Source organism: Rhodanobacter sp. B2A1Ga4 (genome assembly GCF_018101315.1).
GTDB lineage: Bacteria > Pseudomonadota > Gammaproteobacteria > Xanthomonadales > Rhodanobacteraceae > Rhodanobacter > Rhodanobacter thiooxydans_A.
This window is the reverse complement of sequence record NZ_JADBJR010000001.1, coordinates 1,710,809-1,727,162: the sequence shown is the minus strand read 5'-3', so window position 1 is coordinate 1,727,162 and position 16,354 is coordinate 1,710,809. Positions and strand designations below refer to the sequence as shown.

Sequence of the window (16,354 nt, the reverse complement as noted above, 5' to 3'; positions counted from 1 at the left end):
CAGGATAAGCACATGCCAGCCTCTTCTTTCGGTGAATCCTCGGCGCATATCAGACGCAGACGCGTTGCCCGCTATCTACGCACTGAGTCTGGGGCTGCGGTGCTGCTGGTGATCGTCACGGTTGTGGCGCTGGCGTGGGCGAACTCGCCGCTATCCGATGCCTATTTCGAGTTGTGGCACCTGGACGTCGGGTTCAACTTTGGGCCATTGGGCCTGCACATGGATCTGCATCACTGGGTCAACGACGGCCTGATGGTCGTCTTCTTCTTCCTGATCGGCCTGGAGGTGCGTCAGGAATTCGCCCACGGGTCGCTCAGGGACCGCAGCCGTGCCCGTCTCGCTCTGATCGCGGGGGTCGCGGGTGTTGTGCTTCCCGCTCTGGTGTACGTCCTGCTCGTGGGGCTGGCCGGAGGTCAGGGCCTGCACGGGTGGGGTGCGGTGGTCGGCACCGATACGGCGTTCATGCTGGGCACCCTGGCGATCGTCGGTCCGCGGCTGTCCGGTCAATTGCGTGTGTTCCTGCTCACCCTGACCGTGGTTGATGACTTCCTCGCCGTGTCCATCATCGGCATCGTCTATAGCGAGGAGATCCGCGTCGTCCCGTTGCTGATCGCCCTTGCCAGTCTCGTCGGGTTGTGGTTGCTGGGGCGCACCCGACAGTGGCGGGCAATGCCGTATGTGTTGATCGTGATCGTGCTGTGGCTCGCAACCGTGTATTCCGGCATCCATGCCTCCCTCGCCGGGATGGCCGCGGGGCTGCTGATCCCCGCCTATGCGACGCAACGTCACGGGGTCGTTGCGGCAAGACAGTTGTTCCGTGACTTCTGGCAGTCTCCGAGTGCCGCATCGGCCCGCGCGGTGGACTGCGGGCTGTCCCAGGGTATCTCGGTGAATGAGCGGCTGCACGAGTTCCTGCGGCTGCCGACGGCGCTGCTGATCGTGCCGGTGTTCGCCTTGGCGAACGCCGGGGTGGACCTGCGTGGCGGGCTGCTCGCCGAGGCCTTTGGCTCGCCAGTCACGTGGGGCGTCATCGCAGGGCTCGTGCTCGGCAAGCTCCTGGGCATCGGGCTCACCACGCTCGTCGCCATCCGTCTCGGCCTGGGCCGGCTGCCCGAGGGCGTCGGGGTGGGGAGCGTGTTCGGTGGGGCGGCGCTGTCCGGGATCGGGTTCACCGTGTCGCTGCTCATCATCGGGCTCGCGTTCGGCACGACCTCGGACCTGGGCCGCCAGGCGACGGTCGGCGTGCTCGTGTCGATGGTGTTCGCCACGTTGCTCGGGTGGCTGATCTTCAAGGTTGCCGCTCGCAGGTGGGGTGAGAAGACCGCTGACCTGCCGATGGTGCTTGAGCCGCCGGTCGATCCGGAGATCGATCACATCCGCGGGCCAGAGGACGCCCAGCTCACACTCGTCGAGTACGTGGACTTCGAGTGCGAGTACTGTGCGCACGCCACCGGTTCGCGGGACGATCTTCGCGCCCACTTCGGTGACGACCTGCGGTATGTGGTGCGCCATCTGCCGCACCACCCGCACGGGCCGATTGCCGCGCGGGCGTCCGAGGCAGCGGCGAACCAGGGGATGTTCTGGCCGTGGCTGGACTTCGTGTTCACCCGTCAGCACGCGCTGGAGCGCGAGGATCTGATCGGCTACGCCGCAGAGCTTGGGCTCGACGTCGATCGGTTCATCGCCGATCTCGACAGCCCTGCGGTGATCGAGCGTGTCGAGCGTGACCTCGTCAGCGCGGTCGCCAGCGGTGCGCACGTCACTCCTACGTTCTTCATCGAGGGTCGTCGTCTGCTCGGCAGTTACGACGCCCGCACTCTCACCGCAGTGCTCGAAGCCAGTCGCCGCGGCCCTCGCACTCAGGAAGTCCCGTCCAGAGCGGGACGAACTGCAGGATAAAACATGCCAAACAATTCTTTCGGTGAATCCTCTTGTACCGCTGCGGCCAGCGGCATGGTGGAAGTGCGCGGCGCGCGCGAGAACAACCTCAAAGAGGTGGACCTTTCCATCCCGCGTAACGCACTGGTGGTGTTCTCCGGCGTTTCCGGCTCCGGCAAGTCCTCGCTGGCCTTTGGCACCATCTATGCGGAGGCCCAGCGGCGATACTTCGAGTCGGTGGCCCCCTATGCGCGGCGACTGATCGACCAGGCCGGCGTGCCGGACGTCGATGCGATCGACGGCCTGCCGCCGGCGGTGGCGCTGCAACAGCAGCGGGGCTCCAGCAACGCGCGTTCTTCTGTGGGCAGTGTGACCACCTTGTCCAGCCTGGTACGGATGATGTATTCGCGCGCCGGCGCCTACCCAGCCAACCAGCCCATGCTGTACGCCGAGGATTTTTCGCCCAACACGCCGCAAGGAGCGTGCCCGACCTGCCACGGCCTGGGCCATGTGTACGAGGTGACTGAGGCCATGATGGTGCCCAATCCCTCCCTGAGCATCCGCGAGCGGGCGATCGCCTCCTGGCCCCCCGCCTGGCAAGGCCAGAACCTGCGCGACATCCTGGTCAGCATGGGCTACGACGTTGACCGACCGTGGAAGGACCTGCCGAAGAAGGATCGCGACTGGATCCTGTTCACCGAGGAAACACCGACGGTGCCGGTTTACGCCGGCTTCACGCCCGCCGAAACCCGCGCCGCGCTCAAGCGCAAGATGGAGCCGAGCTACATGGGCACCTTCACGGGCGCCCGGCGGTATGTGCTGCACACCTTTGCCAACACCCAGAGCGCGCTGATGAGAAAGCGCGTGTCCCGGTTCATGGAGGGCAAACCGTGCCCCACCTGCCACGGCAAGCGGCTCAAGTCCGAGGCGCTGTCGGTCACCTTCGCCGGCGTGGACATCGGCGCATTCATGCAGATGCCGCTGGACCAGTTGGCGGCCTTGCTCGAACCCATCGCCCAGGGCGATTTCCGCGCCCATGCAGCGGGGGCGGCTACGGACAAGAAAGCGACCCGACGCGACCGTGCCGAACGCGCGGCCTCCGGTCGCGCCGTCCATGCGGTATCGCCGGACGTGCGCCGCACCTCGGCGCTATCAGAAGAAAAGCGCCTCGCCGCGCAGCGCCTGGCCGGTGGCGTGATGGCACGCCTGCGCCAACTGCGTGGGCTTGGCCTGGGCTACCTGACGCTGGACCGGGCCACGCCGACGCTTTCTGCCGGCGAGTTGCAGCGCCTGCGGCTGGCCACGCAATTGAGTTCCCTGCTGTTCGGTGTCGTGTACGTGCTCGACGAGCCTTCAGCGGGCCTGCACCCATCCGATAGCCAAGCCCTGTACGACGCACTCGACCGGCTGCGCGACGCCGGCAACTCGGTGTTCGTGGTGGAGCACGACTTGGACCTGATGCGCCGCGCGCAATGGCTCGTGGATGTCGGGCCGGACGCTGGGGAGCGTGGCGGCCGCGTGCTCTACAGCGGTGAGCCGGATGGCCTGCGCAAGATTGCCGAATCGCGTACTGCACGCTACCTGTTCGATGAGATCCCCGCGCCGGGAAGCCGGGCACGGGAAGCGACCGGCTGGCTTGAGCTGCAGGACATTCACCGCCACAACTTGCATGGCGTGAATGCGCGCATTCCGCTGGGCGTTTTGACCGCCGTCACCGGCATCTCCGGCTCGGGCAAGTCCAGCCTCGTCGCGCAGGCCCTGCCGGAGCTGGTGCTGCTGCATCTGGGCCACGAGCCGGAAGACGATGTAGCCGAAAGCGCCACGAGCGAAGGGCCGGCAGTGATCGAAGCGACCGGCGGCCATCTGGCGGGCGACGTGGACGCGATACAGCGTCTGGTGCAGGTGGACCAGAAACCGATCGGGCGCACGCCGCGGTCGAACCTGGCCACCTACACGGGTCTGTTCGACCATGTGCGCAAGCTGTTCGCTGCCACGCCCGATGCGCGACGCCGCCGCTACGATGCCGGACGGTTCTCGTTCAACGTCGCCAAGGGGCGCTGCGAGACCTGCGAGGGCGAGGGCTTCGTCAGCGTGGAACTGCTGTTCATGCCCAGCGTGTACGCGCCGTGCCCGACCTGCCATGGCGCACGCTACAACGAGGCCACGCTAAAGGTGCAATGGAACGGGCGCAACATCGCCGAGGTGCTGCAGATGACCGTGGACGAAGCCCGCGAATTCTTCGCGGCTGAAGACCCTGTGGCAAGGCCACTGCAACTGCTGCACGATATCGGACTGGGCTACCTGCGCCTGGGACAACCGGCCACCGAGCTTTCCGGTGGCGAGGCGCAGCGTATCAAGCTGGCGACCGAGCTTCAGCGCAGCCAGCGCGGCCGAAGCCTGTACGTGCTCGACGAGCCGACTACCGGGCTGCATGCGTCGGACGCCGACCGGCTGCTGGTGCAGTTGCAGCGCCTGGTCGATGCCGGCAATACCGTAGTCATGATCGAACACGATATGCGCGCGGTGGCCCAGGCCGATTGGGTGATCGACGTGGGGCCTGGTGCAGGCGCTGCCGGCGGCAGCATCGTGGTGGCGGGCTCCCCTCAGCAGGTGGCCCGAACGTCTGGCAGCAGAACCGCTCCGTTCCTTGCACAGGAGTTGGCGCGGGCCGAGTAGCTCAGTTCGCCAAATGTTGCCAATTTTCGCGGGGCATTGATCATCGCCACACGACGGTGGCGATCAGTGCCCGTATCGCGTCATCCTTCCTGAGTCAGAGCAAGATAGGGGTTGTTGGGCTGTATTTCGGCGAGTGCCAAGGACCCATCTCGAGGAGGTAGCCATGCAGTCGGCGGGACTTCCTCGGGCCCGTGACTTCACAGGTCCAAGTGTTCAGTCCTTGGCTGCTTTCGATGTAGCTGCAGCTTCTCGAAGCGCTTCTGCACCCACTGCCAATCCTGTTGATTCTCCTGCTTGGCGAGTGCGGCCACTTCGGGATGCTCCTGCGCATAGCGTTGGAACACACCCGGGCTGACCAGGTAGGCCGTGTCATTCACCGTATGCACGAGTGCCTTCGCGTCGTTGATGATGAACCGTCGTGAGGCGATTCCCTGCTTCAGCCAAACCATGAACTGTTCCCCGGATGGCTTCGTTGCCGATGGCCCAGGCGTAGGCGCGGGTGCAGGCGATGGAATGGACGTCGCGGCTGTTGCTGGCGCGGGGGTGTGGAGGAACTCCTCGGCATCCTGGCCAACGCCGGCCGAATCACCCAAGCCCACCATCGCGAGCAAATCCTCCATGACGTCGGGCACGGGCTGGGCTGCGGGCGGTGAAACGATGGTGGTGCTGTCGCCCTCCCAAATCGGCCTCGGCACTACCTGAGCCGGAGACGATGTACGAGTTCGGCGGGCGGCGAAGCAAACCGAGGCAACTTATCAATTAAAGATCGTGATGGCGCACAACACTCGGTAGACGCCATCGATTCACAGCTTCGCAAGATCGAAGGGCAGAGCCTTGGGTATAAAGTGGCTCGTTTCTTCGGTCTTCTGGGGCGGTGATTTACGCGACCTGCAGTGCTGGGTAGTCTGTATATCCCCTGGCCCCCCCGCATAGAACGTGTTGGAGTCAGGCGCGTTCAGCGGTGCCTTGGCCCTGATGCGTGCGGGCAGGTCCGGATTAGCCAGGAAGGCGGTGCCAAAGGCCACAGCGTCAAGCTTACCTTCGGCAATAGCTGCCTCTGCCTCATCAGCGCTGTAACCCATATTGCCCACCAACACACCCTTGTACTTTTCACGCGCTACGGGCATGACATCGGCCTTCTGCACGCCGAAGAAATCGGCGCGCATCACGTGCAGGTAGGCTAGCTTGAAGGCATTGAGCCTATCGGCCACGAAGCCGATGAGGGCCAGCGGGTCGCTGTCTTTCATGCTGTTGAAGCTGTTGAGGGGCGACAGGCGCAGACCCACACGTTCGGAACCGATCGCCTGGGTCACGGCAGTGAGTACCTCGAACAGCAAACGTGCACGGTTTTCCAGCGATCCGCCGTAAGCATCGGTGCGCTGGTTGGGCGTGTCGCGCAGAAACTGGTCAATCAGGTAGCCGTTGGCGCCGTGTACTTCCACACCATCAAAGCCGGCGGAAATGGCGTTGCGTGCGCCTTGAGCAAACGCAGCCACGATGCCGGGAATCTCTTCGACGGTCAGGGGGCGGGGCACCGCGTGCGGCACCTTGCCTTGGGGCGTGTGGATCTCACCCTCAATAGCGGTGGCGCTGCTGGAGACAATGGGGGCGCCATCGGCAGCGCCAGGGTAGGCTGCGCGGCCAGCGTGCCAGATCTGCATGAAGATGCGTCCGCCCTTGGCGTGCACCGCGTCGGTCACCTGCCTCCAGGCTGCAATCTGCGCGTCGTTGTAGATGCCAGGCTCATTGACGAAGGCCGATGTACCGGGCGCCACCATGGTGCATTCGGAAATCAGCAGGCCGCCGGTGGCTCGCTGGCTGTAGTACTCGGCCATCAGTGCGTTGGGCATGTGGCCAGCGTCGGCACGGGTGCGGGTCAGCGGTGCCAGAAGGATACGGTTGGGCAGGGTGAGGGTGCCTACTTGAAGTGGATTGAATAGCATGTGGATGAAAACCCAGATTAGTGAACAGAAAACAGTGGTAAAGCTAACAGTATTCCCAATACTCTGACCTTTGAAAGGTCACTGAAGACTATTTTGGCACGGCTGGTGCTTTTGCACCCAACGCACGATGTAGTAGACGCAAGTGGGTAAGCCTTTGCTTCCGACAGTTTCGCGGCTGTCTCCATCCGTACATGCACCAAACGCCTTTGGTCATCCACCGCGTCGCAACTCCCTGACACCCCGGCCCAGCTTACGGCGCAACAGGGCCCGCAGGGTCACCCCATCCGAGTACCCGACCTGTGCGGCGACTTGGTCGACGCTGGCGTTCCCGGTGCGCAAGAGATGGACGGCATGCTCCACGCGCAGGTCCTGGAAATACGACAGCGGTGTCTTTCCCAAAACGCTTTGCAGCCGCCGCGCCAAGGTGCGCTCGCTTGTGCCCGCGGCGCTTGCCGCCTCGGCCAGCGAGAACCCCTGCGCGAGCCGACGTCTGGCCCAGCACTCGAAGCGCTCCACCATCGGGTCGGCATGCGCAAGGTGGTCGGGAATCACGAACTCGGCTTGCGAACTGCGTGTCTCGACCAGCAGATAGCGTGCCACCAGGGCCGCCAGCGCCGGACTGCGCCCTCGGATGATGCGCAAGGCCAAGTCGACGTGGGCCAAAGCGGCACCCGCGGTGGTGAAGCGTGTCGAGTTCACGATCATGCGTGACTCGTCCAGCGTGACGTTCGGATAGCGCTGCCGAAACATCGGCCCCAGCCACCATGACGTCGTCGCACGATGCCCATCAAGCAGGCCACTCTCTGCAAGCAAGAAACTACCGGAGCAAGCGGCACCAAGGTGCGCGCCAAGGGTGGACCACTGCTGTAGCGCCGCGACCGCGTCGGGCACATCGGGGCGTGTGAGTCGAGCCGAGAGCGTGTCAGGCATCTTGTCGCCAAACGCTGGCACGAGCACGACGTCTGGTTCGGGCACACCATGCGCAGTGACCACGGGGACCGTCAAGCCTTGCGCAGTTCGGATGCGACGCCGCACGCCCACCAGCGTGAGCTCTATGTGCGCGGGAGCCTGTGGCAGCGAGCCCGCCATCGCATTGGCTAAGCCCACTGTGTCAGTGAGTGCCGCAAGCCCCAGATCAAACACGCCATCACAAACAAGGAGGTGGAGTTTCATGACAGCAATGATATCAATGTTGTCATTATTGACAATAGAGATGTCTTTCATGAAGACTTAGACTGCAGTCTCGTCGATCCCTTCACCCACTTTTCCATTTACCCAAAGGAATACAGCATGACCAAGCTCGCCCTGTTTGTTCGCCTCGAAGCTAAACCCGGCCAGGAGGCTGCGCTTGCCGACTTCCTGGCCAGCGCACTGCCGCTCGCCAATGCCGAGTCTGGCACCACGGCCTGGTTCGCATTGAAGTTTGGCCCTTCGACGTTTGGTGTGTTCGATGCCTTTGCCGATGAGGCAGGTCGCCAGGCACATCTGAACGGCCAGATCGCCGCGGCCTTGATGGCCAACGCAGCGACCTTGCTCAGTTCTCCGCCCAATATCGAGAAGGTCGAACTTCTTGCAGCCAAACTTCCTGCATGACAACTCGGCCTTGACCCAATCAGGTCACGCTGCAGGATGGGGGTGACACAGCCCTACGTGCGACCCCTCATTCGTGTGATGGCGAATGAGTTTCTCAATAGCCTCGGGTGGGACTTTGGTATGGTAGCTGTGCGCACGATACGCCTGGGAGTTCTTCCCAGCGCGGAGGCCCTCCGGAAACGGTTGGATGTCATCCGATGGGCCAGGTCGTGCTGCAGCCTTCAGGACGACCTCCTGAAACTCGACAGACAACTCTCTGGCAAACGTCAGTCGTGCACTTGCGTCCTCACGCCGGATCGCTGACACGATGGTTTCGGCTCTCTCGGGCACGACGGTGGCGACATCGGGTGGCAGGCGGCCCGTCGCCACGCGGAGGACGTCGGCTGGTATCTGAAGCGCGTTTCCGATGGCTTCGAACTGGTCATCCGCAGGTTGTCGCCGACCACTTTCCAGCATGCTGAGGTACGACTTTGTGACATTCAGTTCCTTCGCCAAGGCGGTCAGCGTGAGCTCCTGTTCCTGGCGCCTTTCTCGCAGCAAACGGCCAAAACTACCAGGCTGTTGAGAAATTCCCTGCGAGATCCGTTGTCATAGACGACCTCAATTGACCGCGCCCCGCAAGCGAATGCGCAGCCCCGATCAACCGCGATCGCCTGTTCGATGCCGAGATCGCTCAGCACTTCTTCCAGCACACCGTGCTGCTAGCCCGTGTCAACGAATTGGTGAGCGACGAGCACTTTTCCGTGGATGGCACGCTGCTGGAGGCCTGGGCCTCGCACAAAAGCTTCCGCCCCAAGGATGGCGACGACGATGGTCGAGGCGACGACTTCCGCGGGCGGCCGCGCAGCAACGACACGCATGCGTCCACCACCGATCCGGACGCTCGCCTGATGCGCAAGGGGAAAGGCAAGGAAGCCATGCTCAGCTATCAGGCCAGCACGCTGATGGAGAATCGCAACGGACTCATCGTGGCGGTCGACGTCCGTCATGCCACCGGCACCTCCGAGCGAGAGGCGGCGTTGGCCATGCTCGTCGAGGCCGGGATCGGCAACGGCGCGACGCTCGGCGCCGACAAGGGGTACGACACTCAGGATTTCGTGGACTCACTGAAGGCACGTGGCGTCCAGCCACATATCGCCCGCAACACCTCAGGCCGGCGCAGTGCTGTCGATGAGCACATCGCGCGCAGCAAGGGTTATGCGATCAGCCAGCAAGTCCGCAAACGCATCGAACAAGGATTCGGATGGGCAAAGACGTTCGGTGGATTGCGCAAACTGCGCCATGTCGGTCTGCGCCGAGTGCGCGCGTTCACCACCTGGACCTTTGCGGCGTACAACCTGATTCGACTGGGTGGTATCGGTGGCTGGTGGTCGCCGTCGCCGACCTGAGGAAAGGTGCGCCCGGAGTCCGCGTTTGGCGCCAAGATCGACGCTGAACCCTCGCCGGAACAATCGACAGGAGCTATCGAAACGGCAATCGCGGGGTGTTTCTCAACAGCCTGCTAGAGTCGTTCTGAAGGGCTGGCAGGAAGTGGTGAGAAAACACGCTAAAATCGTTCGCTGCGGCTGCGTTCTCTACAAGTAGCGGCCAACTAGTCGATCAAGGAGTAGGCCCTTGCCAAGAGAATGTCAACAAGATCAGATGGTTGGGGCGCAGTCCGGCGTCCTTGGGAGCACACCTATGTGTGCACAACCGTTCTGAGGAACACCCTCCGACGCTTGTCGCCTTTCCCTGACGGCCCGCCTCTGGCGGGCCGTTTCCGTCAGGGGGCGGCCTTCTCTTTGCTGCGCAGGCGCGCCACGGCTGACGCGGCGTTCACCTGCAGCGTGCCGTCGGAAAGCCGGCTGCTTTGCAGCAGCAAGTCGTGCACCGAACGCGCATCCAGCCCGGGCGCCATGGAGAGCAGCAGGGCGACGATGCCGCTCACGTGCGCGGCGGCCATGGACGACCCGGAGGTGAAGTCGTAGCCGCCGCCCGGCTGGGTGGTCAGGATGTCGTTGCCGGGTGCGCTCAGCACCCCCGGCGGCGCTCTCGATGCGTTGCTGCTGCGCACGACGATGACTCCCGGCGCACTGTCGGGAAAGCCGGCGGCGTTGCCGTCCGGCGGCAGGGCCGTGATCACGATGCGGCCCTGCTCCAGCAGCCGCGCAAGCAGCTGGTCGAGCAGCGGATCGGCCGGGCCGCCCAGGCTCAGGTTGATGATGCGGGTATCGGTGTCGATGATCGCCGCCAGGGCCTTGGCCAGGGTGAAGGTGTTGCAGCGGGCGCCGGCGCCGGGCGAGGGCGGATACCAGCATGCCTTGTAGATGCTGAGCCGGGCCTTGGGCGCCATCCCCACGATGCCCTGGTGGTTGTTGGCGTCGGCGGCGATGACGCCGGCGACCTCGGTGCCATGATTGTCGCGGTCGAACGCCGCGCGATCCGCGTCGACCAGGTTGGTGGTGTCGCGAATGCGTCCGCGCAGGTCGGGGTGGGTCAGGTCGGCGCCGGTATCGACGATCGCGACATCGACCTCGGCTCCCTGGCTGAAGTTGTGCGCGAGTGCCGCATCGGTTTCGACGAAGCCGCGCTGCAAGTCGGCATAGGGATCGTTGTAGTGGTGGGCACCCTGCCGTGGTGGATCGGCGTAAACGGAATAATCCTGCAGTGGCTGGGCAAGCCGCACCCGGGCGTCTGCCGCAAGTGCCTTGAGCAGGGCGGCGCGGGGCATGCCGGGGGCCGGCGTCAGCACGATGCAGTACAGGTCGAGCGCCTTGACCGGCCAGCCGGTGACCTCCTGCCAGCCGTAGGTTCTCTTCAGCGCCGCCAGCGTCGATGCTGCCCGCTGGCCGACTCCATAGTTTGCGGACGGGACATAGCCCAGCACGCTGGAACCGGCATGCGTGGCGGGAGGGGCCAGCGGGTTGGCGACGGCCAGCACGATGTCGCGCTGGCTGTCCATGGCGGATGCGCTGGCCACGGATGAACGGTGCGGTTCGGCGGGGGCATCGGCCGGCGCTGCGGGCCGCAGGTGCGCACAGGCACTCAGGGCCATCGCCGCAGCGAATACGATGGCGCCATGCTTCATGGCGTGGTGGCGACGGGCTCCGCCAGGCGGATGCCGTGAGTGGCGCGCAACTGCTGCAGCACCTGCTGCTCCGTCGTGGTGGTGCTTCGCGGTACGACGGTATAGGCGCCGACGTCGTTGGGGCCATCCACCACCTGCAGGCCGAGGGCGTGCAGCAGCGCGTCCCAGTCGGCCAGCTTCATGGCCGCATCAGGCACGACGCGGATCGAACCCGGGGTGGCCGGCCGGGGCGACTCGCTGAGGGTGCGGTAGTACGGGCGACCGCCTTCCGACCACAGCTTCGTGCCCAATGCCCCGATGCCGATGGCCTGGATCAGCACGACGGCGGCCAGGGCGCGCGTCAGCCGGCTTGCCGTGCGTGAACGAAACGGCGCCTCCAGCGGAGCCGGCGCGTCGAGGCGGCCCAGCAAGTGTTTCAGCCCGACGTTGGCGTCGAGAGGGATATCGGAGGGCAGCGACAGCGCCAGTTGCAGGCGGCTCTGCTGCGCAAACTCGGCGCGGCACGCTTCGCAGTGCACCAGGTGGCCCATCAGCGCTTCGCCCTGCTCCCGCGGGGCACTGCCCTGCAGCACCCAGGGCATGGCTTCCCAGGCGCGGGCGCAGTCGCGACCGGAACTCGTCTGGAACATCATGGCGCGCCCTCCTTGCGTATCGGCGAGTCTCCAGCCAGGGAGGGAAGTACGTTACGCAGTTTCACGCGCGCGTGGAACAGCCGCGCCTTCACCGTGCCCACGGGGCATTGCATGATGGCGGCCACGTCATCCAGGGAATGCCCCACGCCGTAGACCAGCTCGATCACGACCCGCTGGTCCACCGACAGGCAGCCGAGACCCTTGCTCAGCCAGTCGCGCAGTTCGCGGTCTTCGCCCGGGTCGTGGGCGGGGATGCGATCCTGCCCCAGCGCGTCGTCGGCGACGGGTTCGTCGCCATGCTGGCGCAGTGCCTTGAGTCCGCAGCGGTAGGCAATGCCCATGATCCAGGTGGAAACGCGCGAGTCGCCGTGGAAATTGTCCGCCTTCTGCCAGGCGATCCAGAAACAGTCGTTGATGACCTCCTCGATGACGTCGGGACGCCGCGTCAGTCGGGACAGGAAGCGGCACAACCTGCCGTGGTAGCCGCGGTAGAGCACCGCCAACGCGGTACGGTCGCCCATCGACATGCGCTGGAGCAGCATGCGATCGGTGGCGTCAGCGTCGGTATCAGCGTCGTTCATGGCTTCGTGGGTGGTCGGAACGCGGTCGGTCCATGCGTGAGTACCGTTTCGGCCGGCAAAGGTTGCCGGTGGATCAGAAGGACCGCGAGAGCGTGGCGACCCAGGGCTGCGCGGCCATGTCCCGCGTCGACCATCGCGATCCCAGGTCCGTCATGACGCGATCGAGTTCCAGCCGCCATGCGCCATCGACCCACATCAGCCCGACGTGGCCGTAGCGGTAGAAGCCTTCGCCATCGTGGGGCCGGTAATGCCCATATTGGCCGTAGTGGCTGTACCGCGCGGGTGGGACGTGGGCGACGCCCGCTCCGGCGGAAACGAAGGCATGTTCCGTCAACGGCCAGTGGAAATCGAGATCGGCGGCGGCCCGCGTGCGCCGATCCGCGGAGCCGATGCTGCGGCTGGCCGACAGGCCGAACGTCAGGATGTCCCGGTACAGCCAGTTGATCCCGGCTTCGCCGCGGTCGTAGGCGGTCGAGCGGGCGTCGCCGGAATAGCGGTAGTAGAGCACGCTGGCCTGCATCTGCCAGTCGCCGGAAAGCGACCAGTGGCGCGACCCCTGGAGCAGGGTCTGGACGATGCGCCCCGGCGTACGGACTTCGGCACTTCCGGACAGGCTCACCGACCAGCCTGTCGACGAGATCCACGAGGCAGCCACCTGAAGGGTGGGCGTGGCCGGCGTGATCGCCAGGCCGCGGTCGGCCAGCTGCGAACCGAGTGCGACCGTACCGGCCACCCTGGTCGACTGCGCGTGCAGCCGGGCGGGATACGCGGCGGCCATCGCCACGGCAAGCAGCCCCAGCCCCATGCGGGCAAGGCAGCGGCCGCGGGTGCCGACGTCGAGGTGGAAGGGCCGGGCCCGGTGCGGCACGATGCCTGCGCAGCGTGGGCCACGTGCCGCCATCGAATCTACCTGGGGCTCGAACGCACGGGCACCGTGCCGTGGGCACGCGCCGTCGCGGCGACGTGCGCCAGAGGCCTTGACCGCGGGACAGGTAAGCCACATCGCGTCATTGTTCGATCGGTCGAGTACGGCTGCGCCCCATGGCATGGCCGCACCACGGAAGGCATGCACGCGTTATAGCCGAATCTGCGCGGAAAGGGGTGTCCTCTCTCAAGGGACGATGCCCGGACGTGGCACGGGCATCGTCGGCCGGCTGCGGGAACGGCGCCGGCGTCCGCGCGTACAAGGCGGCCAGCCCCGCGGGTGTCCGGTGAACGGGGCGGGCCACGCGGCAATGCCCTTGCGCGCCTTCAGAATGCCGCGCTCACGGAGATCGTGAAGGCGTTCAGGTCCCTGGCGTTGGTCATCGGCGCCCCGGGCGGCGCGCCGAAGATGTTGGTGCGCGCGCCGTTGAAGCGGCTGAAACGGAACCAGGTGGCGTAGATCCTCAGATTGGCCAGGGAGTTGAAGGATGTCTTGCCGAACGGTACCCAGAACACGCTGATCAGGTTGCTGGTGGTATCGGGATTGCCGTAGGGAATGTAGCGGGCGGGGTCGCGCGACCCGGTGCTGACCATGCGGGACAGCGCGATGCCGTAGCTTTGCCTGAAGGTGTAGATGGCGGTGGCGATCTGGTCGCGGGCTGAGCCCTGCGGCAGCGCGAGCAGGCCCGGAACAATGGGACTGGCAGGCGTGCTGCCGTAATCGCGCTTCTCGAAGATGTTCACGTAGCTGAGCTGCAGGATGTTCTGCCGGTTGCCCAGGTACTGGTAGGTGAGGTCGTAACCCAGGTCGGTGATGTCGTCGGCGGGCCCCAGACGGGGCCGCTGGCGCCGGGTGGTCAGACCCACCACGCCGGCCGAGACGAACTGGGCCTTGAACTCCTTCATGTAGGCGAAGCGGAAGTATCCGGTGTCGCTGAACTTGCCCGGATCGCCCCCGACCGAATAACCCAGCCGATCCTGCACGGACGTCTGCAACGAGTTGTAGGTGCCGACTTCGCCGTACCAGTCCGAGTCGTACAGGGCGTAGACCGTGGCGCCGATGACGCGGTTGGCCGGTGCGCCGGGGCTGGACAGGTTCAGCAGGGTCCCGGTGACGCCGGGTGGACCCAGGGTCGAAGCGGCTGGCAGCACGGCGAGGGGGTCGTTGAACCCCGGGTTGTTGTTGACGCTCACGCCGAGCGTCAGATCCTTGCCGCCCAGCTTGAGCGCCTTGGCCACGAAGCGCAGATCGAGGTTGCTCAGCCTGGTGTTGTATTTGCCGTTGCCGATGTTGTCGGTCTCGATCTTGACGAAGCTGCCCACGTGGTCAGTCAGTCGCCCGGCCAGGTAGATGTCGGCTTCGGTCAGTCGGCTCTTGCTGTCGCCACGCGCGGGGTTGGTGCGGGCCGCCACGAGTTGCGCGGCCACCGGCAGCGCGTCGCTGATGTTCGCGTCGGTGTAGCCGTTGAGCTTGAAACGCATGCCGACCGGCGTCAGCCCCGGCCCGTTGTCGCCGCCGCCAAAGGCGCTGGAGTGGCAGACCGCGCAGACGTAGCCGGTCTGCCGGGCAAACGAGGGAACTGCATGGACGGCGTTGCTGGCGAACAGCAGCAGGATCGCCAGGCCGTGCCACAGGAGGCTCCCGCGGCGGCCGGTTTCGGATCGGGTCGGAAAAGGCAACATGGGTTCTCCTTGGGTCCTGATCGGATGCGGCGATGCGCGGGCCACGCGCCGGCCAGCGATGCTGCCCCGGCCGTACCGGCAGACCGCTGCAGGCTGCGGGTAAGTGCCGGCCGGGCCACCAAAGGTTGCGCGCGGCGCCTGGGCGCGCCGGCGATTGCGCCTGACCCGGGGGCAGGCCGTGCGGCGCCGGCGATCCGCCGCCTGCTGCCCGGCGCAACCTTTGTCCAGTCGGGCGGCACTCAAGCCTGTAAGTCGCCATCCCATGATTTGCAGCCGGGTCCGACCCATGGAAATCCAACGCATCCAGTTGCACAAACATGGCGACAGCCGCGGCATGCTCGTCGCGCTGGAACAGGACGGCAACGTGCCCTTCGCGATCCGGCGCGTGTACTACATCTTCGCCACGAAGAACGGCGTGCATCGCGGCCGGCACGCGCACCGCCATCTCAGCCAGCTGGCGGTGGCGGTGCGCGGCTCGGTCACTTTCCTGCTGGATGACGGCAGCGGCGTGGCGGAGATCGTGCTCGACGATCCCGCCCAGGGCCTGCTGCTCGGCAGCATGGTGTGGCGAGAGCTCTACGACTTCAGCGACGACTGCGTGCTGATGGTGCTGGCCGACCACCCGTTCGATCCAGACGACTACATCACCGACTACGACCAGTTCCTGCGCGAGGTGAGCGGCGTCATGCAGCTGGAGGGGGCGACGGCATGGCAAGGCCGCTAGTCCTGATCGGCGCCGGCGAGTTTGCGCAGATCGCCTGCGAGTACTTCGAGCACGACAGCGACTACGACGTGGCGGCCTTCAGTGTCGAGCGCGACTACCTGGTGCAGCCGACGCTGGCAGGGCGTCCCGTGGTGGCCTTCGAAACACTCGAAGCGGACTACCCGCCGGGCGAGGTGGACGTGTTTGTCGCGATCCCCGCCAGCCAACTCAACCGGCTGCGCACGCGCCTTTACCAGGAGCTGAAACGCCGGGGCTACCGGTTCGCCACCTATGTCAGCACGCGTGCGTTCGTGTGGCGCAATGCCGAAGTGGGCGAGAACAGCTTCATCTTCGAAGGCAACGTGATCCAGCCTTTCGTGCGCATCGGCAACAACTGCATCCTGTGGAGCGGCAACCACGTGGGGCACCGCACGGTCGTGCACGACAACGTGTTCATCGCCTCGCACGCGGTCGTGTCGGGCTACTGCGAGATCGGCGCCGGCAGCTTCGTCGGCGTGAACACTACCTTCAACGACCACGTGAAGGTGGCGCCCGACAACGTGATCGGCTCCGGCGCGCTGGTGACACGCGATACCGAGCCGGGCCGGATCTACGTCGGTTCGCCGGCGCGCGCCGTGCCCGACAAGTCCAGCTTCGACGTGAAGCTTTGAATG

The 16,354-nt window shown here is 65.4% G+C and carries 12 protein-coding genes and 2 pseudogenes; 6 read left to right on the top strand and 8 right to left on the bottom strand.

Annotated elements, in window-relative coordinates; all coding sequences use genetic code 11:
- Positions 1 to 12 precede the first annotated feature (12 nt).
- Together nhaA and IMW82_RS08090 are read left to right on the top strand one after the other, a co-directional pair.
- On the top strand, positions 13 to 1,899 hold the full coding sequence (gene nhaA, locus IMW82_RS08095; RefSeq protein WP_211004198.1) for a Na+/H+ antiporter NhaA: 1,887 nt from the start codon (positions 13 to 15) through the stop codon (positions 1,897 to 1,899).
- A 3-nt stretch (positions 1,900 to 1,902) separates the two neighbouring features.
- Positions 1,903 to 4,554, top strand: a complete 2,652-nt coding sequence (locus IMW82_RS08090; RefSeq protein ID WP_211004197.1) for an excinuclease ABC subunit UvrA — start codon at positions 1,903 to 1,905, stop codon at positions 4,552 to 4,554.
- Between the two features lie 80 nt (positions 4,555 to 4,634).
- Here IMW82_RS08090 and IMW82_RS17820 read toward each other — a convergent pair.
- The 3 genes and pseudogenes from IMW82_RS17820 to IMW82_RS08075 form a co-directional block, all read right to left on the bottom strand.
- A pseudogene (locus tag IMW82_RS17820) lies at positions 4,635 to 5,234 on the bottom strand (DNA-binding domain-containing protein); the annotation flags it as partial.
- Positions 5,235 to 5,357: 123 nt separating this feature from the next.
- The gene (locus IMW82_RS08080) at positions 5,358 to 6,497 is read right to left on the bottom strand and encodes an alkene reductase (protein WP_345777121.1); all 1,140 of its coding nucleotides are present in this window, start codon (positions 6,495 to 6,497) and stop codon (positions 5,358 to 5,360) included.
- A gap of 210 nt (positions 6,498 to 6,707) precedes the next feature.
- Positions 6,708 to 7,721 carry a helix-turn-helix domain-containing protein gene (locus IMW82_RS08075; RefSeq protein ID WP_211004196.1) on the bottom strand — a complete coding sequence of 338 codons (1,014 nt, stop codon included), beginning with the start codon at positions 7,719 to 7,721 and terminating at the stop codon, positions 6,708 to 6,710.
- 66 nt (positions 7,722 to 7,787) lie between these two features.
- Here IMW82_RS08075 and IMW82_RS08070 point away from each other — a divergent pair, with 66 nt between their 5' ends.
- Both IMW82_RS08070 and IMW82_RS08060 read left to right on the top strand, forming a co-directional pair.
- Complete coding sequence (locus IMW82_RS08070; RefSeq protein WP_007182542.1) at positions 7,788 to 8,090, top strand: antibiotic biosynthesis monooxygenase; 303 nt, start codon at positions 7,788 to 7,790, stop codon at positions 8,088 to 8,090.
- Positions 8,091 to 8,731: 641 nt separating this feature from the next.
- Positions 8,732 to 9,478: pseudogene (locus IMW82_RS08060) on the top strand (IS5 family transposase); the annotation flags it as partial.
- Between the two features lie 374 nt (positions 9,479 to 9,852).
- On the opposite strand, the gene IMW82_RS08055 reads toward IMW82_RS08060, so the two are convergent.
- The 5 genes from IMW82_RS08055 to IMW82_RS08035 form a co-directional block, all read right to left on the bottom strand.
- Positions 9,853 to 11,157, bottom strand: a complete 1,305-nt coding sequence (locus IMW82_RS08055) for a S8 family serine peptidase (RefSeq protein ID WP_108470947.1) — start codon at positions 11,155 to 11,157, stop codon at positions 9,853 to 9,855.
- Positions 11,154 to 11,789, bottom strand: a complete 636-nt coding sequence (locus IMW82_RS08050) for a hypothetical protein (RefSeq protein WP_108470946.1) — start codon at positions 11,787 to 11,789, stop codon at positions 11,154 to 11,156. Before IMW82_RS08050 ends, IMW82_RS08055 begins: the two co-directional genes overlap by 4 nt.
- The gene (locus tag IMW82_RS08045; RefSeq protein WP_108470945.1) at positions 11,786 to 12,370 is read right to left on the bottom strand and encodes a sigma-70 family RNA polymerase sigma factor; all 585 of its coding nucleotides are present in this window, start codon (positions 12,368 to 12,370) and stop codon (positions 11,786 to 11,788) included. Before IMW82_RS08045 ends, IMW82_RS08050 begins: the two co-directional genes overlap by 4 nt.
- Before the next feature lie 73 nt (positions 12,371 to 12,443).
- A complete protein-coding gene (locus IMW82_RS08040; RefSeq protein ID WP_234411281.1) occupies positions 12,444 to 13,271 on the bottom strand; it encodes a hypothetical protein in 828 nt (275 codons plus the stop codon).
- Positions 13,272 to 13,621: 350 nt separating this feature from the next.
- Complete coding sequence (locus IMW82_RS08035; RefSeq protein ID WP_108470943.1) at positions 13,622 to 14,977, bottom strand: cytochrome C; 1,356 nt, start codon at positions 14,975 to 14,977, stop codon at positions 13,622 to 13,624.
- 286 nt (positions 14,978 to 15,263) lie between these two features.
- On the opposite strand from IMW82_RS08035, the gene IMW82_RS08030 reads away from it, so the two are divergent.
- Both IMW82_RS08030 and IMW82_RS08025 read left to right on the top strand, forming a co-directional pair.
- Positions 15,264 to 15,701, top strand: coding sequence for an FdtA/QdtA family cupin domain-containing protein (locus tag IMW82_RS08030; protein WP_108470942.1), 438 nt, complete (start codon positions 15,264 to 15,266; stop codon positions 15,699 to 15,701).
- Positions 15,686 to 16,351 (top strand): acetyltransferase, encoded by a 666-nt coding sequence (locus tag IMW82_RS08025; RefSeq protein WP_108470941.1) that lies wholly within the window; start codon positions 15,686 to 15,688, stop codon positions 16,349 to 16,351. Before IMW82_RS08030 ends, IMW82_RS08025 begins: the two co-directional genes overlap by 16 nt.
- The last annotated feature ends 3 nt before the right edge of the window (positions 16,352 to 16,354 follow it).